16 protein-coding genes are annotated in these 22919 nt (G+C 62.6%); 9 read left to right on the forward strand and 7 right to left on the reverse strand.

From position 1 onward, the window contains the following. Positions 1–40: 40 nt before the first annotated feature. The gene (locus tag AC0GUR_RS12950; protein WP_472877898.1) at positions 41–226 is read right to left on the reverse strand and encodes a hypothetical protein; all 186 of its coding nucleotides are present in this window, start codon (positions 224–226) and stop codon (positions 41–43) included. 836 nt (positions 227–1062) lie between these two features. Here AC0GUR_RS12950 and mnmG point away from each other — a divergent pair. From mnmG to AC0GUR_RS12975, 5 genes are all read left to right on the forward strand, one after another. Beyond that, positions 1063–2940, forward strand: coding sequence for a tRNA uridine-5-carboxymethylaminomethyl(34) synthesis enzyme MnmG (mnmG, locus tag AC0GUR_RS12955; protein ID WP_472877899.1), 1878 nt, complete (start codon positions 1063–1065; stop codon positions 2938–2940). 76 nt (positions 2941–3016) lie between these two features. After that, positions 3017–3808 (forward strand): RDD family protein, encoded by a 792-nt coding sequence (locus AC0GUR_RS12960; protein WP_472877900.1) that lies wholly within the window; start codon positions 3017–3019, stop codon positions 3806–3808. A 521-nt stretch (positions 3809–4329) separates the two neighbouring features. Then, positions 4330–4989 carry a winged helix-turn-helix domain-containing protein gene (locus AC0GUR_RS12965; protein WP_472877901.1) on the forward strand — a complete coding sequence of 220 codons (660 nt, stop codon included), beginning with the start codon at positions 4330–4332 and terminating at the stop codon, positions 4987–4989. An 87-nt stretch (positions 4990–5076) separates the two neighbouring features. Further along, entirely contained in the window at positions 5077–7422 is a 2346-nt protein-coding gene (locus AC0GUR_RS12970; RefSeq protein ID WP_472877902.1) for a Tex family protein, read from the forward strand. Positions 7423–7632: 210 nt separating this feature from the next. Further along, entirely contained in the window at positions 7633–9660 is a 2028-nt protein-coding gene (locus AC0GUR_RS12975) for an autotransporter outer membrane beta-barrel domain-containing protein (RefSeq protein ID WP_472877903.1), read from the forward strand. Positions 9661–9821: 161 nt separating this feature from the next. Here AC0GUR_RS12975 and AC0GUR_RS12980 read toward each other — a convergent pair whose 3' ends face one another. Together AC0GUR_RS12980 and AC0GUR_RS12985 are read right to left on the reverse strand one after the other, a co-directional pair. Then, positions 9822–10679: a DUF1481 domain-containing protein gene (locus AC0GUR_RS12980; protein WP_472877904.1), complete on the reverse strand. Its 858-nt coding sequence runs from the start codon at positions 10677–10679 to the stop codon at positions 9822–9824. A gap of 233 nt (positions 10680–10912) precedes the next feature. Continuing rightward, positions 10913–13807, reverse strand: a complete 2895-nt coding sequence (locus AC0GUR_RS12985) for a TonB-dependent receptor plug domain-containing protein (protein WP_472877905.1) — start codon at positions 13805–13807, stop codon at positions 10913–10915. A gap of 325 nt (positions 13808–14132) precedes the next feature. Between AC0GUR_RS12985 and AC0GUR_RS12990 the strand changes: the two genes are divergently transcribed. After that, complete coding sequence (locus tag AC0GUR_RS12990) at positions 14133–14699, forward strand: helix-turn-helix domain-containing protein (RefSeq protein WP_472877906.1); 567 nt, start codon at positions 14133–14135, stop codon at positions 14697–14699. Positions 14700–14759: 60 nt separating this feature from the next. On the opposite strand, the gene glyS is transcribed toward AC0GUR_RS12990, so the two are convergent. Together glyS and glyQ are read right to left on the reverse strand one after the other, a co-directional pair. Next, positions 14760–16910, reverse strand: a complete 2151-nt coding sequence (gene glyS, locus AC0GUR_RS12995; protein ID WP_472877907.1) for a glycine--tRNA ligase subunit beta — start codon at positions 16908–16910, stop codon at positions 14760–14762. Next, positions 16907–17818: a glycine--tRNA ligase subunit alpha gene (gene glyQ, locus AC0GUR_RS13000; RefSeq protein WP_472877908.1), complete on the reverse strand. Its 912-nt coding sequence runs from the start codon at positions 17816–17818 to the stop codon at positions 16907–16909. Before glyQ ends, glyS begins: the two co-directional genes overlap by 4 nt. Positions 17819–17912: 94 nt before the next feature. On the opposite strand from glyQ, the gene tfpB reads away from it, so the two are divergent. The 3 genes from tfpB to AC0GUR_RS13015 all read left to right on the forward strand — a co-directional run bounded on the left by tfpB (position 17913) and on the right by AC0GUR_RS13015 (position 21697). Next, positions 17913–19724, forward strand: a complete 1812-nt coding sequence (tfpB, locus tag AC0GUR_RS13005; RefSeq protein WP_472877909.1) for a type IV pilus assembly ATPase TfpB — start codon at positions 17913–17915, stop codon at positions 19722–19724. Positions 19725–19768: 44 nt separating this feature from the next. After that, positions 19769–20491, forward strand: a complete 723-nt coding sequence (locus tag AC0GUR_RS13010) for a glutamine amidotransferase (RefSeq protein ID WP_472877910.1) — start codon at positions 19769–19771, stop codon at positions 20489–20491. Between the two features lie 81 nt (positions 20492–20572). Next, positions 20573–21697: a hypothetical protein gene (locus AC0GUR_RS13015; RefSeq protein WP_472877911.1), complete on the forward strand. Its 1125-nt coding sequence runs from the start codon at positions 20573–20575 to the stop codon at positions 21695–21697. A gap of 8 nt (positions 21698–21705) precedes the next feature. On the opposite strand, the gene AC0GUR_RS13020 is transcribed toward AC0GUR_RS13015, so the two are convergent. Next, positions 21706–22029 carry a DUF1820 family protein gene (locus tag AC0GUR_RS13020; protein ID WP_472877912.1) on the reverse strand — a complete coding sequence of 108 codons (324 nt, stop codon included), beginning with the start codon at positions 22027–22029 and terminating at the stop codon, positions 21706–21708. A gap of 9 nt (positions 22030–22038) precedes the next feature. Further along, the gene (locus AC0GUR_RS13025) at positions 22039–22722 is read right to left on the reverse strand and encodes a rhomboid family intramembrane serine protease (RefSeq protein ID WP_472877913.1); all 684 of its coding nucleotides are present in this window, start codon (positions 22720–22722) and stop codon (positions 22039–22041) included. Between the last annotated feature and the right edge of the window lie 197 nt (positions 22723–22919).

Raw genomic sequence — 22919 nt, forward strand, 5'->3', positions numbered from 1 at the left:
ACGTTTGGACGTCTAAAGGTTCACGCCGCCAGTTGCGAAACTAGACGACCAGACGCTCCAGCTCGTCACGAAGACGGCTCAAGCGCGACAGCAGGCGGGGACGAAGCGCCTGGCGCTCGTTCTCGCTACGCTCGTCCAGATGTTCCATGGCCATTTCGACACGGCCAAGTTCGATCAGTAGATCGTGGTGCTGATAAACCGGCTGAAGATCGACGCTGAGTTCCATGACTTGAGTCCCCTAGAACGGCAGTCCTTGACTGGCTAGTTCGAGGAAGCAATGGCCGTGCCATCAACGTGATGTCCATCACGTTTACTTTTTGGCGTAGATCACGGAATGACGCTGCGCGTCAGCAGGTGCCGTGAGTTGGCACAAAACGGCGTTTTAGTCACTTCACGTTCACGGTGAAGGGGTAAATATCCAACCTCAGACGGGCGGCAAAGCGCCGCTGCTGGTAACCCGATTTTCGGTTTCTGGCGCCCGGCAACACGGTCATCCTGGATTCCCCCTGTTCCTGAGACCGCCGGGCGCCAGATCTTATATAGGCCCGTAAGCGCTGACTTTTTGCGCCAGGCCCGAAAAAAACGACGGCGCCCCAAGGGGCGCCGTCTTGCTTCCTCTCCCAGCACGCAACCGAACCCCTGTCGTTCGATCTCAGCGCGCGTTGTCGCGCGGCTTCTGCCTGAGGAAAGTGCACGGATTGCGAAGCAGGAAGCGTGCCAGCGGCCGGAGGCCCTGGCTGGCGTTACCATAAGCGACCAGAAGGGTCCAAACCTGCGCTTTCGGGGCAGCTGTAGAGCCTGCTCAACATCTATTCGTGGTCTGCGCCGGGAGCTGTTTGCCTGCCAGACCAGGAAGAACGAGGGAGTGTATGTCGATACACGACCGAGTGATGACGCAGGATGGCGGGCAAACAGACCCGGCCCGGAGAGTTGGTTACCTGTGGCCGCCAGGGAGTAGCGCGCGGCTCGACATGACCACCAGTCAGGCGCCACACCACGCGCTACTCCCTGGCGGCCACAGGTGACCAACGCAGACTACGAATAGATATCGAGCAGGCTCTTATGTTTCATCCCATCCATTACGACGTCATCGTGGTCGGCGGCGGCCACGCCGGTACCGAAGCTGCGCTTGCCTCGGCGCGCACGGGCGCGCGCACTCTGCTGCTGAGCCACAACATCGAGACGATCGGCCAGATGAGCTGCAACCCGGCCATCGGCGGCATCGGCAAGGGTCACCTGGTCAAGGAGATCGATGCCCTTGGCGGTGCGATGGCACATGCGGCTGACCTCGCCGGTATCCAGTGGCGCACGCTGAACGCCTCCAAGGGCCCCGCGGTGCGCGCCACGCGCTGCCAGGCCGATCGCGCCCTGTACAAGGCAGCGATTCGCCGCATGGTAGAAACCCAGCCTGGTCTGGAGCTGTTCCAGCAAGCGGTGGACGATCTGGTCCTTGAGGGTGGTCGCGTTACCGGCGTGGTGACGCAGATGGGTCTGGCTTTCCGTGCCCGGGCCGTGGTGCTGACCGCCGGCACGTTCCTGGCGGGCAAGATCCACATTGGGCCGGCACAGTACGCCGGAGGCCGCGCCGGCGACCCGCCCGCCAGCACGCTTGCACAAAAGCTGCGCGAACTGCCCGTGGCCGCTGACAGACTGAAGACAGGTACACCGCCGCGCATCGACATGCGCAGCATCGATTTCAGCGGACTGGAGGAACAGCCAGGCGACAACCCTTCGCCGGTATTCTCCTATCTCGGTTCGCGCGATGAGCACCCGCGCCAGGTGAGCTGCTGGATCACGCATACCAGCGAGCACACCCATGAGCTGATTCGCGGCTCTCTCGATCGCTCGCCGTTGTACAGCGGCCAGATCGAAGGCATCGGACCGCGTTACTGCCCCTCGATCGAGGACAAGGTGGTTCGCTTCGCCGAGAAGAACTCGCATCAGATCTTCATCGAGCCCGAAGGCCTGGATACGTTCGAGATCTATCCGAACGGCATCTCCACCTCGCTGCCTTACGACGTGCAGCTGGCGCTGGTGCACTCCATCAAAGGTTTCGAGAACGCGCACATCACGCGGCCCGGTTATGCGATCGAGTACGACTACTTCGATCCGCGCGGCCTGCATCCGTGGCTGGAAACCAAGACCCTTCCGGGCCTTTATTTCGCCGGCCAGATCAATGGCACCACCGGCTATGAGGAAGCAGGCGCACAGGGCCTGATCGCCGGCCTGAACGCAGCACTCGCGGTGAAGGGTGAGGCGCCGTGGTATCCGCGTCGCGACGAAGGCTATATCGGCGTGCTGATCGATGACCTCACCAGCAATGGCACGATCGAGCCGTATCGCATGTTCACCTCGCGTGCGGAATATCGCCTGCATCTGCGCGAGGACAATGCCGATCTGCGCCTCACCGAAAGCGGCCACAAGCTTGGCGTGGTGCCGCAGGCGCGCTACGACGCGCTACGTGCCAAGCGCGACGCGGTGGAGCGCGAAATCCAGCGCCTGGGTTCCCTCTGGGCGACACCCGCCAACGCACTGGGCGCACATATAGCGACGCTGCTCGGCATCACACTGAGCCGCGAGACCAACGCGCTCGATTTGCTGCGTCGCCCGGAACTGGATTACGCCAAACTCACCACGGTGGACGGCATCGGACCCGCCGTGAACAACGTCGACGTTGCCGCGCAGGTGGAAGTGCAGACCAAGTACGCGGGCTATCTGGAGCGCCAGCGCGAAGAGATCGAGCGCCAGCGTCGTCATGAGCAGACGACCATTCCCGATGGCTTTGACTACGACAAAGTGCGCGGCCTCTCAGCTGAAGTGTTGCTCAAGCTCAAGCGTGTACTACCCGAAACCATCGGGCAGGCGGCACGTATCAGCGGCGTGACGCCCGCAGCCATATCGCTGCTGCTGGTGCACCTGAAACGTCGCGACGCAGCCTGAAATCCGCCATCTGCACGCACAAGATGACGTGTCTGCATGGCATCATGCGGATCTGAAAGATCATTCGGAGCACATCATGGAAGTTTGGATCGGGCGGGATGGCGAACGACACGGCCCCTACAATGAGGTGGACGTGCGCCAGTGGCTCCGCTCCGGACAGGTGAGCCCCGACGACCTCGGCTGGTACGAAGGCATGGCCGACTGGCAGCCACTGTCGAGCCTGTACCCCGAGGATGTTCAGCGCGAAAGTGCATCCGACGCGGGCATTCCGCCGCTACCGCAATCGTCGGCCCCGACGGCTTCGTCATTTACCGATGCCGGGACCACGGCAACGATGTTTGACTACGCGTCCTTCTGGCAGCGTTTTGGCGCGTGGGTCATCGACCTCATGGTGTTGATGGTGCCGTCGATGATCGCGTTCTACGCCATGGACGGCTTCACGGCGTACACGCACATGTTGACGCAGCTGCAGGCCAATCCGGACATGAGCACGGCGATTCGCGATTATGCGGAAGCGACGCAAGGCGCCAATATCGCCACATTCGTGATCGGCTTTCTCTACTACACGCTGTTTGAAAGTTCGAAGTGGCAGGCCACACCGGGCAAGCTCGCGCTGCGTCTGCGCGTTACCGACATCGATGGCAATGGGTTGACGGTAGGTCGTGCGGCGCTTCGCAATGCGGTGCGCCTCACCAATGTCATGACGGGCCTCATTCCGTTTGTCTGCTACATCGCGGTGACCTGGACGGAGCGCAAGCAAGGGCTCCACGACCTCCTCGCGCACTCGCTGGTGCTCAATGGCCGCGCGAACGACATGCCTGCTCGTGCACCTGATGCAGGATCAAGCGACGGTTCTTTCAACGCGTGATTGACCACAACAACGAGGGCGCGCAGCGTTGCCGCTGCGCGCCCTCGTTGCGTTTGTATCGTGTGACGTTCCATGATTTCCCCGTGGATCAGTCCCTCATAGATGAATAGCAGCTAGATGAGCGCACTTTTGCGGTGCTCGTGAAACGGCGTAGGCATCCCCCTACGATGAGACCGTCTCGGCATGGGTGATCGGCGAGAGTTACATCCATGCGACGCGATGTTCACAACACGCTTGCATTCACGCATCCGTTAGATAGAGACGACGACACGCAGTCTTGCTGATGACAAATGGACGTCGATCCATCTGTAGCAAGTGCACTATGCATGCGAGCATGGCGGCGCAAAGCGCTGCAAATACACGTTATGACCTATGGCGGATGTGCACACCGCGGGACGGGCGCATGCTGTGCCGCAACAGGGGGCCGCGAAACAGGTTCGATCATGGCCCAGAACCCTCCAGAATGCGGCTGGATTTATCAATGCGACGATATTGTCGTGGAGCCGCGTGCACATCGCCTCATGCGTGCAGGCACAGAGCTATCCGTTGAGCCCAAGGCCTACGCTGTGCTGGTGGTGCTGTTGCAGCAGGCCGGCGAGGTGGTTGGCAAAGACGCATTGCTCGATGCTGCCTGGGGCCATCGGCATGTCACGCCCGGCGTGCTCACCCGTGCGATCTCGCGACTTCGCCACGCGCTGGGCGACTGTGCGGGGCATCCTCGCTATATCGCGACCGTGCACAGCCTCGGTTATCGCTTTATCGGCGACGTGCGTCGCACGCCGGTGGCGACGCCTGCCGATAGCGATATCACCGTGCCCCTCGATGAGACCAACGCACCCTCCACGCGAGATGCACCGGCAGCGCAGCCCAGATTGACCACCAAAGGCTGGCTTGCCGCTGCCATCACCCTGGTATTGATTGTTGCCATGCTCGCCGCGGTGAGCGTGCGGTATCCGCCGCGCGACCACCTCGGCACCCCACGCATGTTGCCGCGGCCTGCGCTGGTGATGATGCCGTTTGCGCGCACGCCCTATGAGCACCCCTGGCGTGCGCACCACTGGCCACGCAGCCACCGTATCGCCACCGAGTATCCGGGCGACCGCGACGATGTGCCCGCCCAGTTGCGCGCCGTCGGCTTCCTGGTGCTTCGTCCTGAACAGGCTCCAGCCGCGCGTCAGTAAGCCAGGGGATCAACTTGCTATGATCGACGGTCTGGCGGGCCAGAGTGCCCGCTGTCTTGTCGAACGCTCAGGAATCGCTTTAGCCCCATGCTCAGCATCGAACAACGTATTGCCCAGGACATCGCCGCCAAGCCGGATCAGGTTCACGCCGCGGTGGATTTGCTTGACGGTGGCGCCACCGTTCCGTTCATCGCTCGCTATCGCAAGGAGGCCACGGGTGGTCTCGACGACACGCAGCTGCGCCTGCTGGAAGAGCGACTGCGCTACTTGCGCGAACTGGAAGAGCGCCGCAGCGCGATCCTGGCGAGCATCGAAGAACAGGGCAAGATGACGGATGCGCTCAAGGGCGACATCCTCACCGCCGACACCAAGGCGCGCCTGGAAGATCTGTACCTGCCGTACAAGCCCAAGCGCCGCACCAAGGCGCAGATCGCACGCGAAGCGGGCCTCGAGCCGCTGGCTACGAGTCTGCGCGAAGATCCCACACTGTCGCCAGAAGCATCCGCTGAACCTTTCATCGATGCCGAGAAGGGTGTGCCCGACGTTCGCGCCGCACTCGATGGCGCCCGTGCGATCTTGATGGAAAGCATTGCCGAAGACGCCGGCCTGCTCGGCGGGCTGCGCGATTGGCTATGGGAAAAGGGCCAGATTCGCGCCAAAGTGGTCGCAGGCAAAGAGAACGAAGGCGCGAAGTTCCGCGACTACTTCGATCACATGGAGCCGATCGGCAAGATCCCTTCGCACCGTCTGCTCGCACTGATGCGCGCGCGCAACGAGGGCGTGATTGAACTCGAACTCTCGCCTGCCCTCGACATGGAGCAAGGCCACGTGGAAGGCGAAGGCCGCGTGGCCGCGCATGCCGGCATCATCGATCGGGGCCGCGCTGCCGATGCATGGCTGCGCGAAACCGTGCGTCTGACCTGGCGCGTGAAGCTGCATCTGCACCTCACGCTGGATCTGTTCGGCCGCGTGCGCGAAGGTGCGGAAGACGAGGCCATCCGCGTGTTCGGCGACAACCTCAAGGACCTCATGCTCGCCGCGCCCGCTGGCGCGAAGTCGGTGATGGGTCTGGATCCCGGTATTCGTACCGGCGTGAAGGTGGCGGTGGTCGACGCCACCGGCAAGCTGCTCGCTACCGACACCATTTATCCGCATGAGCCACGCCGACAGTGGAACGAATCGCTGGCCGCCCTGGCGCGTCTGTGCCAGAAGCACGATGTGGACCTGATCGCGATTGGCAACGGCACGGCCTCGCGCGAAACCGACAAGCTGGCTGGCGAACTCATCAAGGGTTTGGCCAAGACGCATCCGGAGCACAAGCTCTCCAAGATCGTCGTGAGCGAAGCCGGCGCGTCGGTGTATTCGGCATCGGAAATGGCGGCCAAGGAGTTCCCGGATCTGGACGTGAGCCTGCGTGGCGCGGTGTCGATTGCACGCCGCCTGCAGGATCCGCTGGCCGAGCTGGTAAAGATTGAACCCAAGGCGATTGGCGTGGGCCAGTACCAGCACGACGTGAACCAGGTGAAGCTGGCGCGTGCGCTGGACGCGAAGGTCGAGGACTGCGTGAATGCCGTGGGCGTGGACGTGAATACCGCATCCGCTGCGCTGCTGACGCGCGTGGCGGGCCTCTCCGCCAGCGTGGCAGAAAACGTGGTGAAGCATCGCGACGCCAACGGCCCGTTCGCCAACCGCAAAGCACTCCTGAAAGTGCCGCGCCTGGGTGATAAAGCGTTCGAGCAGTGCGCAGGCTTCCTGCGTGTGCCCAACGGCGACAACCCGCTCGATACGAGTGCGGTGCATCCGGAAGCGTATCCGGTGGTGGAACGCATCATGGCCCAGTGCGGCCGCGAGGTGCGCTCCATCATCGGCGACACCAGCTTCCTGCGTGGCCTCAAGGCCGAGCAGTTCACTGATGAGAAGTTCGGCGTGCCGACCGTGCGCGACATCCTCAAGGAACTGGAGAAGCCGGGCCGCGACCCTCGTCCGGAGTTCGTGGCACCGAGTTTTGCGGAAGGCGTGGAGGATCTGAAGGATCTGCGCCCCGGCATGGTGCTGGAAGGTCGCGTGACCAACGTCGCCGCGTTTGGCGCCTTCGTCGACATCGGCGTGCATCAGGACGGCCTCGTGCACGTCTCCTCGCTCTCGCACACCTTCGTGAAAGATCCGCGCGACGCGGTGAAGGCAGGCGACATCGTCAAGGTGAAGGTGATGGAGGTCGACCTGCCCCGCCAGCGCATCGGCCTGTCGATGCGCCTGGACGACGAACCGGGCCAGCAAGCCCGTGGCGCTCGTCCGGCCGGCGGCAATGATGCCCGCAGCGGCCAGCGCGACGGACGTGGCCCACGCCCGGGTGGCGGTGCTCCGAAGCCGTCAGCGCCAGCGCCCTCCAATAGCGCCTTCGCGGACGCCTTCTCCAAGGCACAGAAGCGCTAAATCCCGCCCATTGTAGGAGCGCACTTGTGCGCGACCGGCCACCATTGCCGTATGGGTGAGTCCGATCGCGAACAAGTGCGCTCCTACAGTTATGTGAAGCCTGCCATGTAGGCTTTTTCGCGGTGCGCCGCAGCATGCGCTTACGTATGGCCTTGCATTAACGTAACGTCGGAATAACAAAGACCATCCCGGTCCAGGAGCGTTACCGACATGCCCCGTACTCGCCTTATCGCTGGCGCGATTACCGCCGCCCTGATCTTCAGCTCGTCCGCCATGGCGTCGAGCTCCCCGTTCAGCAACGTCATCTCGTTCGGCGACAGCCTGAGCGATGCCGGTAACATCTCCCTGGCCACCAACCCGGCCATCCAGCCGCCGCTGCAGTTCACCACCAACCCGGGCTCGGTGACGGTGCAGAACGTGGCCGCCCATTACGGTTTCAGCCTGGGCCCGTCACTGGCCAACGGTAACGACTACGCCTGGGGTGGCGCTGGCGTGCTCAACAACTCGCCAGGCACCCCATCGGCCGTTCCCACCATCTCCACCCAGGTGAACTACTACCTGGCGACGAGCAAGGTGGACAGCAAAGCGCTCTACACCATCTGGGGCGGCGCCAACGACATCTTCAACGCGGCCACCTCGGTCGGCGCTGCCGCTGTGGCGCAGCAGCTGATTCAGCAGAATGTGGCGCAGCAGGTTCAGCTGTTGGCGAGCCAGGGCGCCTCGCAGGCTCAGATCGCCGCAGCCCTGCCGACGATCACCGCGCAGGTGACCAACGCCGTGGTGGCGCAGGTGACCGCAGGCGCGGGCGTGTCCTCGCTGATGTCGCCGGCTCAGGCCCAGACAGCCATCGCTACCGCCGCCCAGCAGGAAGTGAAGCTGATCGGCCAGCTGCAGGCCGCGGGCGCCAAGAACATCGTGGTGTTCAACCTGCCGAACATCGGCCTGACGCCCGATGGCGTCGCGCAGGGCCCGACCGCTGCCGCAGCGCTCACCGGCCTCAGCCAGGTCTTCAACGGCACGCTCAACGCCGGCATTTACGGGCTGGGCAAGGGCATCATTCCGGTTGACACCTATAGCCTGCTCAACGAGGCGATTGCCAACCCGGCAGCATTTGGCTTCACCAACGTCTCCACGCCGGCTTGCGGCGTGGGCTCCAGCTCGGTGCAGTGCGGCCCGCAGGGTTCCGGCCTGCCGTACACCTGGGCGCCGGGCACCAACCAGACCTACCTGTTCGCCGACGGCGTGCATCCGACCACCGGCGCTGACGTGATGCTCGGCCAGTACGTGGTGTCCATTCTCAGCGCTCCGGGTTACGCCTCGCTGCTGGCAGAGGCGCCGCTGGCGTCGATCGCGGCGCAGAACCGCGCGATCCGCAACCAGATGATGGCCGATGGCCAGGGCACCGACACCCGCGTGTTTGCCAACGTCGACTACGGCGATCAGCGTTTTGATAGCAGCAGCACCTCGCCGCGCACCAAGAGCAACAACGTCAACCTGACCTTCGGTGCCGACGTGCGCTTCAACGACAACTTCACCGGCGGCGTGGCCATGAACATCGGCCAGCACAATGCCGATTACTCGGGCGGCGGCGGCTACAAGCTGCAGGACGTCTCCGGCCTGGGCTACCTGTTCTACCACCAGGGTGGCGGCTACATCGGCAGCTACGTCGACTTCGGCCAGGACAACTTCTCCGACATCCAGCGCACCATCCAGCTCGGCGCCCTGCGCCGCACGGAAACAGCCAAGGCAGACGGCAACCACGTCGGCGGCGGCCTCACCGGCGGCTGGTGGTTCGACGTGTCCAGCCTGCGCACGGGTCCGTTCGCCACGGTGGAATGGCAGACGGTGAAGGTGAACGGCTTCAACGAGGCCAGCAGCGATAGCACGGCCATGTGGTTTGGCAGCCAGCAGCGCGACTCGCAGCTCTCCATGATCGGCTGGCGCCTGGAAGGCTCGTACCAGGCAGGCAGCACCATGCTGCAGCCGTACGCTGAGCTCGCCTGGAACCACGACAGCAAGGCCAACCAATCCCGCGAAGTCACCGCCGGCCTCAACGGCATGCCGGGCAGCTTCAGCCTGGTCGGTTTCGTGCCGGACAAGAGCTGGGGCACAGTGGATGTGGGCCTGAGCGCCAAGTTCACGCCGGTGCTCACCGGCTGGCTCGGCTACAGCGGCCGCTTCAGCGACAGCAGCCAGAGCTACAACAGCATCAACCTGGGTGTGAAGTACGCCTTCTAAGGCGTACTGTCATCCCCACTCAAAAGCCGTCCGCGTAAGCGGGCGGCTTTTTTGTTTCCACCGGAGCGCGGATTCCGCTGCCCAGCCATGTAGTGCCAGCCAATAAAAAAGCCGCCCGCTTACGCGGGCGGCTTTTTTGTATCAGGGATGAAACAGGGGGCTTACTTGCCCTTGCCGCCCGTCGCCAGATTGAGAATGGACTGGGCCTGCTTCTGCAAGCTGGCTGCATCGTCGTCGCTCAGCGGCGAGGTCTTGCCGCCAGCTTCGACGGTCTTGAGCACCAGCGAACCGTCCTGCGCCCAGGCAGCGCGCTGGGTCGAGCTCGGCTTACCTTCGCGGCTGGACTTCTTCTGCTGCACGACCACCCACGGCTTGCCGTCCTTGAAGGCGTAATCGGTGCTGGTGAAGCCCTTGTCCCCGAAGTCGACGTCTTCGCGGATGAACTTCACTTCACCGGCCTGGCGGAACACCTGCCAGCCACGCGACACCTTGTCTTCCAGCTTGGTGCCGGTGGTGATCTTCATGCCACCAATCTGCTTCTGAACGGCCGTAAAGGCGGCCAATTCCTTTTCGCCCTGGGTCTGCTCGGCGGCAAGCTGGATGCTCACCTGCGTCGGTGCGCCCTTGGTCAGCACCATGGTCTGCAGCGGCGGGTTGTAGTGACGGTCACCGTCGATCAGCGTGGCCTTGATCACGTACATGTCATTCGGGTTCACGTCGGCCGCGTTGAACGGCAGCTCGAACGAGAGCGGGAAGGTGTTGGCGGGTTCAACCGTCTTGGTGGCCAGCGGCGCCGCGTCTTCTGCGGTCTGGTCAACCAGCGCCAGCTCGAGTTTGGCCGACGGGGACACCTGGGTGGCATCACGCAAGGTCACCTGGCCGGTGATCTGGTTGGCCTTGGCCGGCGCCTGAGCGGCGTTGCCGCCCTGTGCACCGTCCTGGGACGACTGGGAAGAATTGCCACAACCGGCAAGAGCCAGAGCAGCGATCGGCATCAGCGACCAAACAAGACGGCGCATGGAAAAACCTCTATCTAAATGTCAGGGCTTAGCGCGAGAACCAACAGGCGCCCAACACGCCTCGACTCTACACGGGGGAAGCTATCACCATAGCCCAAAAGGCAGGGCTTGTAAAAGCCTGAACCATGCGCTGGCGTACGCCCCGGTTCGTGGTTGGCCGGCTTGAACGGCCGGCATATAGAAAGGGCGGCCCGTTGCCGGGCCGCCCCTTGGTGCAGGCGCTTCGATGTTGCTTAGAAGCGCTGCGAGTACTTCAGGTAGTAGAAGCGACCGATGTCGAAGCCACCGTAATACACGAACGAGCTGACCGGCTTCGTGTACATGGTGGGACCCACCTTGTCGAACACGTTGTTCGCACCGAACGAGATGGTGCCCTTCCACGGCAACGACCAGCGGATCTGCACATCGTTGAACGTGGTGCTGGCGACATGGTTCATCGGGTACTTGCCGTTGAACGGATCGATGTGGTTCGGCTCGTTACACTCGTACGAGCACTTCTCGCTCAGGCCGGAGTAGTAACGCATCGTCCAGGTAACGCCCCAAATACCCTTGCTCCAGTCCAGCGTGAGGTTGGAACGGGTGCGGAAGGTAGCGCCTGCGCTGTTGGCGATACCGACATACGGATGCACCTTGGTGGACGGATTGTCGTCAGCCTTGATGTCGAGGTAATCGACATACGTGGTGTTCCAACGCGCCACGAACTGACCGATCGAAGCCAGCGAGAAGCGGTAGTTCACGCCGAAGTCATAACCAGCGGTCTTTTCCCAACCCTTGTTGGTCGTACCGTAATACATGTTGGTGATGACGCCGGTCGCCGGATTACGCGTGAAGTTCGCGCAACGCGAGGCGATGCCGCCGCCGTAGCAGTCATCCAGGATGTTCTGCACGGTGTCCGTGGCGATCAGGTTCTTGATGTCGATCTTGTACCAGTCCAGCGAAACGTCGAAACCTTCGACGAAGTGCGGGCTATAGACGATGCCCAGCGTGCGGGTGGTTGCAGTTTCCGGCGTGAGGTTCGGGTTCGAGCCATCGGTGAACTGATAGTTCGACTGGCACGGATAGGTCTTGCAAGGCACGAGGCCCTGACCGAGCTGCTTGAAGTTGGCCGCCACCGCGGGCTGACCGCCGAAGCCGCTGGTACAACGAGCGGCCACGGCCGGGTTGCCATTGGCGGTGCCCTTTCCGGCATCGCACGGATCGGTGTAGGACTCGAAGCTGCCGCTGGCGCCGCCGTACAAGTCGGCGATGGTCGGTGCGCGGAAGCCCTCCGCCCAGCTGCCACGCACCAGCATGTCATCGATCGGCTTCCACTTGAAGCCGAACTTGCTGTTGGTGGTGCTACCGAAGTTGCTGTAATCGGAGTAGCGCGTAGCCAGGTTGATCGACAGCTCGCGAGCCATGGTCATGTCGCGCAACAGCGGCGCGTCAAGTTCCAGGTAGGCTTCGTTCACGCGGTACTTGCCCGACGTGGTGGTCTTGGCCAGACCTGAGCTCAGGCCCGACTGGTTGAACGCATCCGGCACAAAGCGGCCGGACTCTTCGCGATGCTCCACGCCTGCTGCCACGCCCAGATCACCAGCCGGCAACGTGAAGACCGTGCCTGCGATATTGGCCGTGTAATCGATCGTCGTGGTCTTGCCGGTGTCATGGAACTCGGGGAACAGGAAGTTCTGCAGGTCCGAACCGGCGAGCGAGCCGGCGCCAGCCTGGCCGTAGGGCAGCAGCGGGTTCCACGGCACGCAGCCTGCGATCGCCTTGCCGTTGGTGCCGCAATGCACCTGGCCATCCGAACCCATGAAAGACGGACCCAGCGCAGCTTCCGAATTGATCAGGTTGAAGTCACCGTGACCGATCTTCAGCATGTTGTTGCGGTTGGTCATCGCGCCCACGTCCCAGTTGAACGTGCGACCGGCGGCTTCGAAGTAACCTTCGAAGCCCGCGGTCCAGCGATAAGTTTCCAACTGGCTATCGGTGGTACGCGGCACTTCCCAGCCACGACGGGCGAAGTTGAGGTCCTTGCCCAGCGGGTTGAAGTAGCTCTGGCCCGACAGCGGGGTGCCGAACGAGGCGGACTGGTAGGGATAACCTGCGATCTGCTGCGTGGTGCTGCGCTTGTTGTAGAGGACGTCGGTCTTGAACGCGATGTTATCGTTCAGGTTGTACTTGCCTGCCACAAACAGCGACGTGCGCTCGCTACCCGTCTGCACCAACATCTGCTCGTTCGAGTTGGCGTACTCATCCACGGTCTGGACGTGGTAGTTCGCAATATTGCGCGGATCGGCGCCCGGGTTCAGCGTGCAGTTGGGGAGCACGCCCTTCGAGTTCGCAGGGCCGCACGGCGCACCGATGATCGCACCGTACTGGCTCACCGGACTCCAGCCGTTGACCGGCTCAGGATGCCTCGGGCCCGCAGGATACTTGCTGAAATCGCGATCCTTGGCGTTGACCGGATCTTCCTTCACGTACTGGGCACTCATCATGAGCGACCCGCGATCGTTGGCCGTGCCCATGGTGAAGTCATAGATCTGCTTCTTGCCGTCGCCCTGATCGAATTCACCAACGTAAGCGTTGGCTTCGGCGCCGGTGTAATTGCTGCGGGTGATCACGTTCACCACGCCGGCAATGGCGTCCGAACCGTAAATCGACGAACCGCCGTCCTTCAGCACTTCGATGCGTTCAATGGCCGACACCGGGATCTGGTTCAGATCCTGCAGACCGGTCGTGTTGGCGCCCAGGCGCTTGCCGTTGACCAGGATCAGCGTACGGTTGGGACCGATGTTGCGCAGGTCCACGTAGTAGCCACCAACGTCTTCACCCGACGACAGCGCGCTAGCGCGGCTGATCGGCGGCGAACCCACTTCGGTGAGGTTCTGCATGATGTCGGCAACCGAGGTGAAACCCTGGTTTTCGATCTGCTTGCGGTCGATCGTCACCACCGGCTGTGCGGTTTCGACGTCTACACGCGGAATGCGCGAACCGGTGACGGTGACAGCCTCGAGCTTCTTGGCATCGCTCTGGCTCGGGGCGTCTTCGGCGAACGCCGGCGCCACCGCAGCCAAAGCACTCAGCGACAGTGCGAAGCGCACGGCCACCGTAAGTTTGTTATCTACGTTCTTACGGAACTGCATATTTTCTCCCCAGTTAAAGACCCCAGCCCTTCCTGGGGTCAAAAGTCGCCTTGCGTCGCAAGTTCCAAGTTCCAGCGGCCTTGCACCTCCGGAACTTGCTGTCTGCCAGCTGAACAAGGCAGCGCATTTGTGATTACCAATCAACGACAATTGCGTTGTTGGTCTCGGTAGAAGTTGCTCCTCCAGCTAACCTCTACCAAGAACTTACGAACCTATAGGAAGGATCTTACGAGTGTCAACGTTTTTGTAACGATTGGCTCACGTGAAATCAGCAAACCTGGGTTCATGCTTTCTACAACTTGTCGCCATCCGCCAGGAAAATGCGATGAACATGCAAAAAATTTCGACAAACGAGCCCGCGAGCACCTTCGCTGATCGCATCAAAGTGCTGATCCAGCGCGTGGGCAGCGTCACGGAGATCGCGCGTATGTGCGGTTTCTCCGAGGGCGTGGTGCGAAGCTGGCGAGATGGCAACACCGACCCGTCCCGCGCACGCTGCGTCACGCTGGCCAGGACGTTGGGGATTTCCCTGGTGTGGCTGGTGGCCGGTGAGGGCAGCATCCAGGCGGATGTGATTGCCTCAGGCGAAGAACTGCCCAATGCCGAGGCCAGCGCCAACCGCCATCGCTCCAAGCTCCGCACGGCGGCCGATACGCTGCATGCCAGCGGCATGGCCATGGATCCGCACCGCCTGAACACGGCGCTGCGCATCCTCCAGTCGGAGCTGGATCTGGCCGAAAGCCGGCTCACCCTGGCCGACAACGCCGACATGCTGGCGGACTTGTACGAAATTCTTGGCCCGGGCGGCACCGATGTGGACGCCACGGCCATGGTCTCGTTCAACCAGCGCCTTCACGAGCGAGTCAAGCGCGGCCGTCAGGTCATCGCCTAAAAAACAAAAACGGCAGCCGCAAGGCTGCCGTTTTGCATTGGGCCGTGCGGCGCCTGTGGGTTACAGACGGGCGATATCGGCAATGGCGCTGAATTGCGCCTTGAGCTGGCCCAGCAGGGCCAGTCGGTTGGCGCGCACGGCAGGATCTTCTGCGTTAACCAGCACGCTGTCGAAGAACGCATCCACCGGTGCCTGCAGCAGTGCCAGGCGTGTGAGCACGGCGGCGTAGTCGCCGGCCTGTAGCGGCGCGGCCGTATCGGCGCGCGCGGCATCCAGGGCGGTGGCCAATGCGCGCTCTGCGTCCGCTTCGAAGTGGGCGGGATCGACCGAGGTGCCCATAGCCGGGGCGCCAGCCTCTTCCGCCTGCTTGCGCAGGATATTGGCCACACGTTTGTTGGCGGCGGCGAGACTCAGGGCTTCGGGACGGCGGCCGAACTCGCCGACGGCACGCAGGCGGCGATCGAAATCCACCAGGCTGGTCGGTGCCACGGCCAGCACGGCCTCGAACTGCTCGCTGGTGAAGCCCTGCTCCGCGTAGTAGCCACGCAGACGCTCGAACACGAAATCGACCAGTTCATCCTGCAGGGTGGCTCGGCGCTTGCCGGCGTCGAGCGCGGGTGCCTTGCCGTCCTTGCCCGGCTTGAGGCCAGCGGCGAGTGCGGCTTCGGGCAGCAGTTCCAATGCTTCGACGAAGCTGCCACGCAAGTCCAACTCGAGCCCGCCTTCCACGAGCGTACGCGCAAGGCCGAGTGCGGCGCGGCGCAGCGCGAATGGATCTTTGTTGCCGCTGGGCTTCATGCCGACGGCGAAGATTCCGGCCAGTGTGTCGAAGCGATCCGCCACGGCAAGCACCTGGCCGACCTTGCCAGCCGCGATGGCGTCACCGGCGAAACGCGGCTGGTAATAACTGTCGAGTGCGTTGGCCACATCCGCCGCTTCGCGATGATGCGCGGCATAGTAGCGGCCCATCACGCCCTGCAACTCGGGAAATTCGCCAACCATGCGGGTAAGCAGATCGCATTTGCTGAGCGCAGCGGCGCGGGTGGCTGCGCCAGCATCGACGCCCACGCGGCCGGCGATGACGCGCGACAGCTCAGCCACACGCACGCTCTTGTCCCACAGGCTACCCAGCGACTGCTGGTAGGTGACGTTCTTCAGCTGGTCCTGATAGCTGGCCAAGGGCGTCTTCAGATCTTCGTCCCAGAAGAACTTGGCGTCAGCGAAGCGCGGGCGGATCACACGCTCGTAGCCCTTGCGGATCTCGCCGGGCTGCTTGCTTTCGATATTGGCGATGCCAATGAAGTGCTCGGTGAGCTTGCCGTTGGCATCGAACACCGGCACGAACTTCTGGTTGGTCTCCATGGTGGTGACCAAGGCTTCCGGCGGCACCGCGAGGAACTCGCGATCGAACTTGCAGGCAACCGCCACCGGCCATTCGGTGAGGTTGGCGATTTCGTTGAGCAGCGCGTCATCCAGCTGCGGTACACCGCCGGTTTCCTTCGCTGCACGCTCGATTTCGTCGCGGATCTTCTGGCGACGCTCCTCCGGATCGGCCAGCACCTTGGCCGCGTGCATGGCATCGAGCCAGCTGTCGGCATCAGCCACATGCACGGGTTGCGTGTGCATAAAACGATGACCACGCGATTTGCGGCCGCTGCTCAGACCCAGCACGGAACCGTCGACAATGTCTGCGCCGTGCAGCATCACCAGCCAGTGTGCCGGGCGCACGAAGGTGTAATCGTGATCACCCCAGCGCATGGGCTTGGGGATGGGCAGACCCTTCAGTGCTTCATCGACAATCTCCGGCAGCAATGCCGCCACCGGCTGGCCCGGCTTCACCGCACGGAATACGAACCACGAACCCTTGTCGGTTTCGAGCTTCTCAAGCTGCTCCACGGTCACGCCGCACGACTGCGCAAAGCCTTGCAGCGCCTTGCTGGGCTGACCATTGGCATCGATTGAAGCGTTCACGGCAGGGCCGCGGCGCTCAAGATTCTGTTCTGGCTGTTTGACCGCCACGGATGGGATATGGACGGCCAAACGACGCGGCGAGGCAAACAGTTTCGCTTCGTCCAGGCTCGCCTCGACACCACGCTTGGCCAGCCCGTCGCAGATGCCGCGCAGGAAAGCAGCGGCCAGTTCATCCAGCGCCTTGGGCGGCAGCTCTTCCGTGCCAAGTTCGATCAACAGCGGCTTGGTGGCGGCGCTCATGCGACCTGCTCCTTCACGTTCTTCTTGAGGCCCGGAAAACCGAGCTTTTCACGCTGTGCGACATAGACCTCGGCAACCGCGCGGGCCAACGTGCGTACGCGCAGGATGTAACGCTGGCGCTCGGTCACGCTGATGGCTCGCCGCGCATCGAGCAGGTTGAAGGTGTGACTGGCCTTCATCACCTGTTCGTAGGCAGGCAGCGGCAGGTTCGCGGCAATCAGCTTGTTGGCCTCGCCTTCGCACACGTCAAACCAGCGCAGCAATTCCGGCACGTTGGCGTGCTCGAAGTTGTAGGTGCTTTGCTCGACTTCGTTCTGGTGGAACACATCGCCGTAGGTGACTTTGCCGTGCGGGCCGTCGGTCCACACCAGGTCGTAGACGTTGTCCACGTTTTGCAGATACATGGCCAGGCGCTCGAGACCGTAGGTGATCTCACCGGTCACGGGACGGCATTCCAGACCACCGGCCTGTTGGAAGTAGGTGAACTGCGTCACTTCCATGCCGTTCAGCCACACTTCCCAGCCCAAGCCCCATGCGCCGAGCGTGGGCGATTCCCAGTTGTCCTCGACAAAACGCAGGTCATGCACCAGCGGATCGAGACCCAGCTCCTTCAATGACCCGATGTACAGGTCCAGGATGTTGTCCGGGTTGGGCTTCATCACCACCTGATACTGGTAGTAATGCTGCAGGCGATTGGGGTTTTGGCCGTAGCGGCCATCGGTGGGACGGCGCGAAGGCTGCACATAGGCCGCCGACCACGGCTCGGGACCGAGCGAACGCAGGAAGGTGGCGGGGTGGAAGGTGCCGGCGCCAACCTCGGTATCGAGGGGCTGCAGCAAGACACAACCCTGTGCCGCCCAATAGCGGTTGAGGGTCTGGATCACATCCTGGAAGGTGCGCGCGGACATGGCTTCCCGTGGGCTTCGATAAAGCGCGTTAGTATAGCCGGGACCGCCTTCACCGCTGGATTTTCCGGTGAGGCAACAGGGGAGGTATCGACGCATGGCCGCTTCACCGCAACCGGTTTCCCTGCTTGGCCGCCGCGCCCGGCTCGCTCTGGATGAGCTGCTCGCTGCCCTGGTAGTGGATGGCTATCTGCTGGCCGACGATGCCAAGCAGGTGCGGATGGGTAACCTAAGTGGCCGCAGCACAGTCGAGCTGCACCCGCTGGTGCTGGTGGTCAACGCCAAACTGCCTAATCAGCGCGATCCGGGTCGCCCGCTGAACATGGAGGTTCTGACGGAATGGCTGGCGGGCCACGCCAAGCTGCCGTACCTCAAGATCGACCCGATGAAGATCAACGTGGCCGCCGTGACCCAGGTGGTCAGCCGCGCCTACGCGGAGCGCCATCGCATCCTGCCGGTGGCGGTGGCGCCGGGTGAAATTACCTTCGCCACCTGCGAACCATTCGACAACGCGTGGGCCGCCGATCTTTCGCACATGTTGCGCCGGGACGTGCATCGGGTGGTGTCCAATCCGCTGGACATCAATCGCTATCTGTTGGAGTTCTACGGCGTCCAGCGTTCGATCCAGCTCGCCCAGGATGCCAAGGGGGCCGGCTACAACGCTGCCGGCATGCTCAACTTCGAGCAGTTGGTGGAGTTGGGCAAGAGTGGCGAGGTGGGTGCCGACGACCGGCACGTCGTGCATATCGTCGATTGGCTGCTTCAGTACGCCTTTGAACAACGCGCCTCGGATATCCACCTTGAGCCTCGGCGTGAAGCAGGCCTGATGCGTTTCCGCATCGACGGTGTGATGCATAAGGTGTTTGAGCTGCCACCGCCGGTGATGACCGCGGTCACCGCGCGCATCAAGATTCTTTCGCGCATGGATGTGGCCGAGAAGCGCCGCCCGCAGGATGGCCGCATCAAAACCCGCTCATCCTCCCGGCGCGAGGTGGAGCTGCGTATTTCCACCATGCCGACCGCCTTCGGCGAGAAGGTGGTGATGCGTATTTTTGATCCGGACATCGTTGCCAAGGATTTTGGGCAACTGGGCTTTTCGGCGGAAGAAGATGCTGCGTGGCGCTCCATGGTGGAGCGGCCGCACGGCATCGTGCTGGTGACTGGCCCCACCGGCTCAGGTAAGACCACCACGCTCTACTCCACGCTCAAGCACCTCGCCACGCCGGAATTGAATGTGTGCACGGTGGAAGATCCCATCGAAATGGTGAGCCCTGAGTTCAATCAGATGCAGGTGCAGCCTTCGATCGATCTGGACTTTGCCGCCGGCGTGCGCACGCTGCTGCGTCAGGACCCGGACATCATCATGGTGGGCGAGATCCGCGATCTGGAAACCGCGCAGATGGCGGTACAGGCGTCGCTTACCGGTCATCTGGTGTTGTCGACTCTGCACACCAACGATGCCCCCAGCGCCGTCACCCGCCTGCTTGATCTTGGCGTGCCGCATTATCTGATCCAGTCCACGCTCACTGGCGTCGTGGCGCAGCGCCTGGTGCGCACGCTATGCCCGCACTGCAAGCAGGCGACGACACAGGATCCGCATGAGTGGACCTCGCTCACGCACGGTTGGTCAGTGCCCCTGCCCGACAAGGTTTACCAGCCGATCGGTTGCCTGGAATGCCGCAACACCGGCTTCCAAGGGCGCACCGGCGTTTACGAAATGATGCAGCTGACGTCGCGCCTGCGCAGCCTGATTTCATCGCAGCTGGATCTTGGCCATTTCGGCCAGGCTGCGCTGGCTGAGGGTATGCACCCGCTACGAATCTCTGCCGCGACACAGGTTGCTCGCGGGCTTACCACCGTCCAGGAAGTACTCACCGTGCTGCCGCCGATAGAACACGGTTCAGCCTGAGTGCGCATGATCTGCTGTTTACCCCAACCAACCCGCCTTACCGCATGAAACCCGTCCTGATTATTCGCACCGGTCGCGCCCCAGCCCCCATTCGCGCACGTCACGGGGATTTCCCTCACTGGTTCCGACTGGGTGCGCAGCTTTCGCCGGATCGGGTACGCGTGGTCGATGTGGAAGCAGGTGAAACGCTGCCCGCGCCGAACGATGTGGCGGGTGCACTGATTACCGGCTCTGCCGCCATGGTCACCGAGCGCGCAGCATGGAGTGAACGCACTGCTGGCTGGATTCGCGACGCGATGGATGTGGAGCTTCCGATGTTTGGCGTGTGTTACGGCCATCAGCTGATGTCGCATGCGTTGGGTGGCCGCGTTGATTACCTGCCGGGTGGGCGTGAGATCGGTACGGTCACGCTCAGCACTCTCGACGCAGCCAAGAGCGATCCACTGGTCAGCAGCCTGCCTGCAGAGTTCCGCGCCCACGCCACGCATGAACAGAGCGTGCTCGAGCTGCCCAAGGGCACCACCGTGCTGGCGAGTTCGACGCGCGATCCGCATCATCTGGTGCGTTATGGCGCCAATGCGATGAGCGCCCAGTTCCACCCAGAGTTCAATGCTGACGTGATGCGTGCTTACATCGATCGCAAGCACCACGACATGCAGCGGGAGGGGTTCGACCCTCATCACACGTTCCGCCAGGTGGCACCGACGCCGTTGGCGCGACGTCTGTTCCGCCAGTTCTCCCGCCGTCACGGGCTCGCCGCGCGCTGACGCTCCCGTCATCTCGGAAGCCTAGAATCGTGCCGTAGGCGCGATCTGTCGATGCGCGCCGTCAATGCAGGGACGGGCTCCATGGGACAGCAGCAACCGCACGTACATCGGGCATCGGTCGTGGCGATGCGTCTGGTCGATATCGCCGACTCCGTCGACCTCGCTGCCGTGGAGTCCTTGTGGGCGCAGCATGCAAAGACGTCGGCGGCCCGAGGCCGCTTGCTCACGGCCTCGCCAAAGGCCATGGCCTTTGGCGTACCACCCGTGCAGCTCACGCTGGGGCCCCTACTCATCGATATCGGAGGCCAGTCTGTGCAAGCCTCCGTGATAGCGCGACTTTACGATTTTGGCGTCGCCGCTTTTTCAGTGCGCGTACCGGCCGACGATCTTTCATGGCGCGACTTCAGTGCGCGCGTCAACGCTGTGGATACGTCACTCGGTATCGCGTCCAGCACCACGGTCTGGACTCAGCTGATCAAGGAGATCACGGAGGTTTTGCGCCCCGCACTGCTCCGGCCCAGCGCGGCGCCGCTGCATGAGGATTACTTGCTGGGATTGGTGCATGCGCTTGAGGGCGTCACCAGCACAGCCGCGCTGCATGACGAGCTCGATCTGGTACCGATGCTCGCGGGCGAGTCCCGCCCACTATCGGAGCAGGCCAAGCAAGAGCTGCTGCGACAGCGCTTCTCCTATTACACCGATGATCTGGCGGTGCTCACCTGGGATCGCGCATTCATCTATGAGCCTCGCAACGAGTCCGATGTCGTCGACATCCTGGAGGTCGCCAATGCGCAGCTATTGGAACTGCGCTATTACGACGAGCTATTGGATGGCGAGCTGCCACGCATGTACGACTTGGTGGAGGCGACACATCACGTCGCCAATCCACTAGCGGCACGCCGCTATGCCGATCTCGCAAGGCATTTGTATACGCTGGTGGCGGAGGTCACGGAGGTCACCGAGAAGGTCGACAATGCGCTGCAGGTCACCGAAGACGTTTACCTCGCGCGCGTCTACGCCGCGGCGCTGGAGCTATTTCGCGTATCGCACGTCAGCAAGGCGGTGGATCGCAAGTTGGCGATCATCCGTGACAGTTACGCCGCTCTTTATGAAGAGGCCTCAGGAAAGCGCGGCGAACTGCTGGAGCTCGCGATCATCGTGCTGATCGTGTTGGAGATTGTGATCGCCGTGGTTCGGCACGTGTAAATCGCCGATCAGCGTCCCCGCGGCGGCATGGGAAAGGGCGTGATCTTCTGGCCGTCGCTGGCATCACGAATCACCAAAGCACCCTTGCTCTCGACTTCTTCAATGCGCACGACCGACTGCATCGGCAGGTGCAGAACGCGTGTGTCCTTAAACTCGTCGCGCAATTTTTCTTCCGTGGGATCGACCAACAGACCCTCACCGACCGGCTCGAACACCAGGTCACCGACTTCGGTGAAGCCCCACAGGCTGCTTGATGCCACGTGCCGTGCATAGAGCTCGTAACACTTGCCCAGGTGCAGGAAGGTGACCTTGTAAAGTTTCTTGGTACGCATGCGCGTATTTTAGCCCCGCAAGCGCCGCCCAATCGCATCTCGCGAAAACAGGGCGAATACGACGCCAAACAGGAAACCGGCGATGTGCGTCCACCACACCACAGCGCCATAGCTCGGTCCCACATAGCTGAAAAGCAGCTGCAGCAGCACCCAAATGCCGATCAACAGGAAGGCCGGCACCCGCACGAATTCCAGGTAGAGCCCGAGCGGCAACACCAGGCCAAGTCGAGCACGCGGAAACAAGGCGATATACGTGCCGAGCACAGCTGAAACGGCACCACTGCACCCGATGATGGGTGAGCGCACGCCAGCCAATGAAAGCGCACCCACCAGGTTGGCAACCATCCCACCCAGCACGAACAGAAGCAGGAAGCGGAACGAACCCAGGGCGCGTTCGGCAGGGATGCCGAAGATCACCAGGTACAGGAGGTTGCCCAGGAGATGCAGCCAGGCAAGGTGAATGAATAGCGCTGTGAAAAGGCGCAGCAACGCCGGGTCATGCAGCTGAGGCAGTAATGGCGCGTTGGGGTCGAAGATATTGGCAGGCACCGTGCCCCATTCGAGCCACATCGAGACGCGTTGCGGGGCGGGTATCAAGGCCAATCCCACGAAACTGATCACGCACACGACCACCAACAGCACGGTGGCCCACTGCACCTGGCGGCGACGGCGGACTTCGACATGGACAAACATGAGATAGGCACTCCGTACGCTGCCGGGCCAACAGGCCTCGCATCATAGGCGATAAGCCTTTTCGCACACGACTTCGGCGCGTACAAGCCTGTGCTCTGGTTCGCATATGCGGATGCGCAAATTTTCTCACGCGCAAAGACAAACGCCTTCCCGGATGGGAAGGCGTTTGAGGGATAAAGCCCCTGGCGGTGACCTAC

The sequence above is a fragment of the Dyella sp. PARNA 12/25 genome (assembly GCF_055702865.1).

Bases quoted from the DNA above. Each gene is read 5' to 3' on its own strand.
- AC0GUR_RS12970 (WP_472877902.1), top strand. From the start codon at position 5,077: ATGCTCAGCATCGAACAACGTATTGCCCAGGACATCGCCGCCAAGCCG.
- AC0GUR_RS13015 (WP_472877911.1), top strand. From the start codon at position 20,573: ATGGGACAGCAGCAACCGCACGTACATCGGGCATCGGTCGTGGCGATG.
- tfpB (WP_472877909.1), top strand. From the start codon at position 17,913: ATGGCCGCTTCACCGCAACCGGTTTCCCTGCTTGGCCGCCGCGCCCGG.
- glyQ (WP_472877908.1), bottom strand. From the start codon at position 17,818: ATGTCCGCGCGCACCTTCCAGGATGTGATCCAGACCCTCAACCGCTAT.
- AC0GUR_RS12975 (WP_472877903.1), top strand. From the start codon at position 7,633: ATGCCCCGTACTCGCCTTATCGCTGGCGCGATTACCGCCGCCCTGATC.
- AC0GUR_RS13010 (WP_472877910.1), top strand. From the start codon at position 19,769: ATGAAACCCGTCCTGATTATTCGCACCGGTCGCGCCCCAGCCCCCATT.
- glyS (WP_472877907.1), bottom strand. From the start codon at position 16,910: ATGAGCGCCGCCACCAAGCCGCTGTTGATCGAACTTGGCACGGAAGAG.
- AC0GUR_RS12980 (WP_472877904.1), bottom strand. From the start codon at position 10,679: ATGCGCCGTCTTGTTTGGTCGCTGATGCCGATCGCTGCTCTGGCTCTT.
- AC0GUR_RS12965 (WP_472877901.1), top strand. From the start codon at position 4,330: ATGCGTGCAGGCACAGAGCTATCCGTTGAGCCCAAGGCCTACGCTGTG.
- AC0GUR_RS12985 (WP_472877905.1), bottom strand. From the start codon at position 13,807: ATGCAGTTCCGTAAGAACGTAGATAACAAACTTACGGTGGCCGTGCGC.
- AC0GUR_RS13025 (WP_472877913.1), bottom strand. From the start codon at position 22,722: ATGTTTGTCCATGTCGAAGTCCGCCGTCGCCGCCAGGTGCAGTGGGCC.
- mnmG (WP_472877899.1), top strand. From the start codon at position 1,063: ATGTTTCATCCCATCCATTACGACGTCATCGTGGTCGGCGGCGGCCAC.
- AC0GUR_RS12960 (WP_472877900.1), top strand. From the start codon at position 3,017: ATGGAAGTTTGGATCGGGCGGGATGGCGAACGACACGGCCCCTACAAT.
- AC0GUR_RS12950 (WP_472877898.1), bottom strand. From the start codon at position 226: ATGGAACTCAGCGTCGATCTTCAGCCGGTTTATCAGCACCACGATCTA.
- AC0GUR_RS13020 (WP_472877912.1), bottom strand. From the start codon at position 22,029: ATGCGTACCAAGAAACTTTACAAGGTCACCTTCCTGCACCTGGGCAAG.
- AC0GUR_RS12990 (WP_472877906.1), top strand. From the start codon at position 14,133: ATGAACATGCAAAAAATTTCGACAAACGAGCCCGCGAGCACCTTCGCT.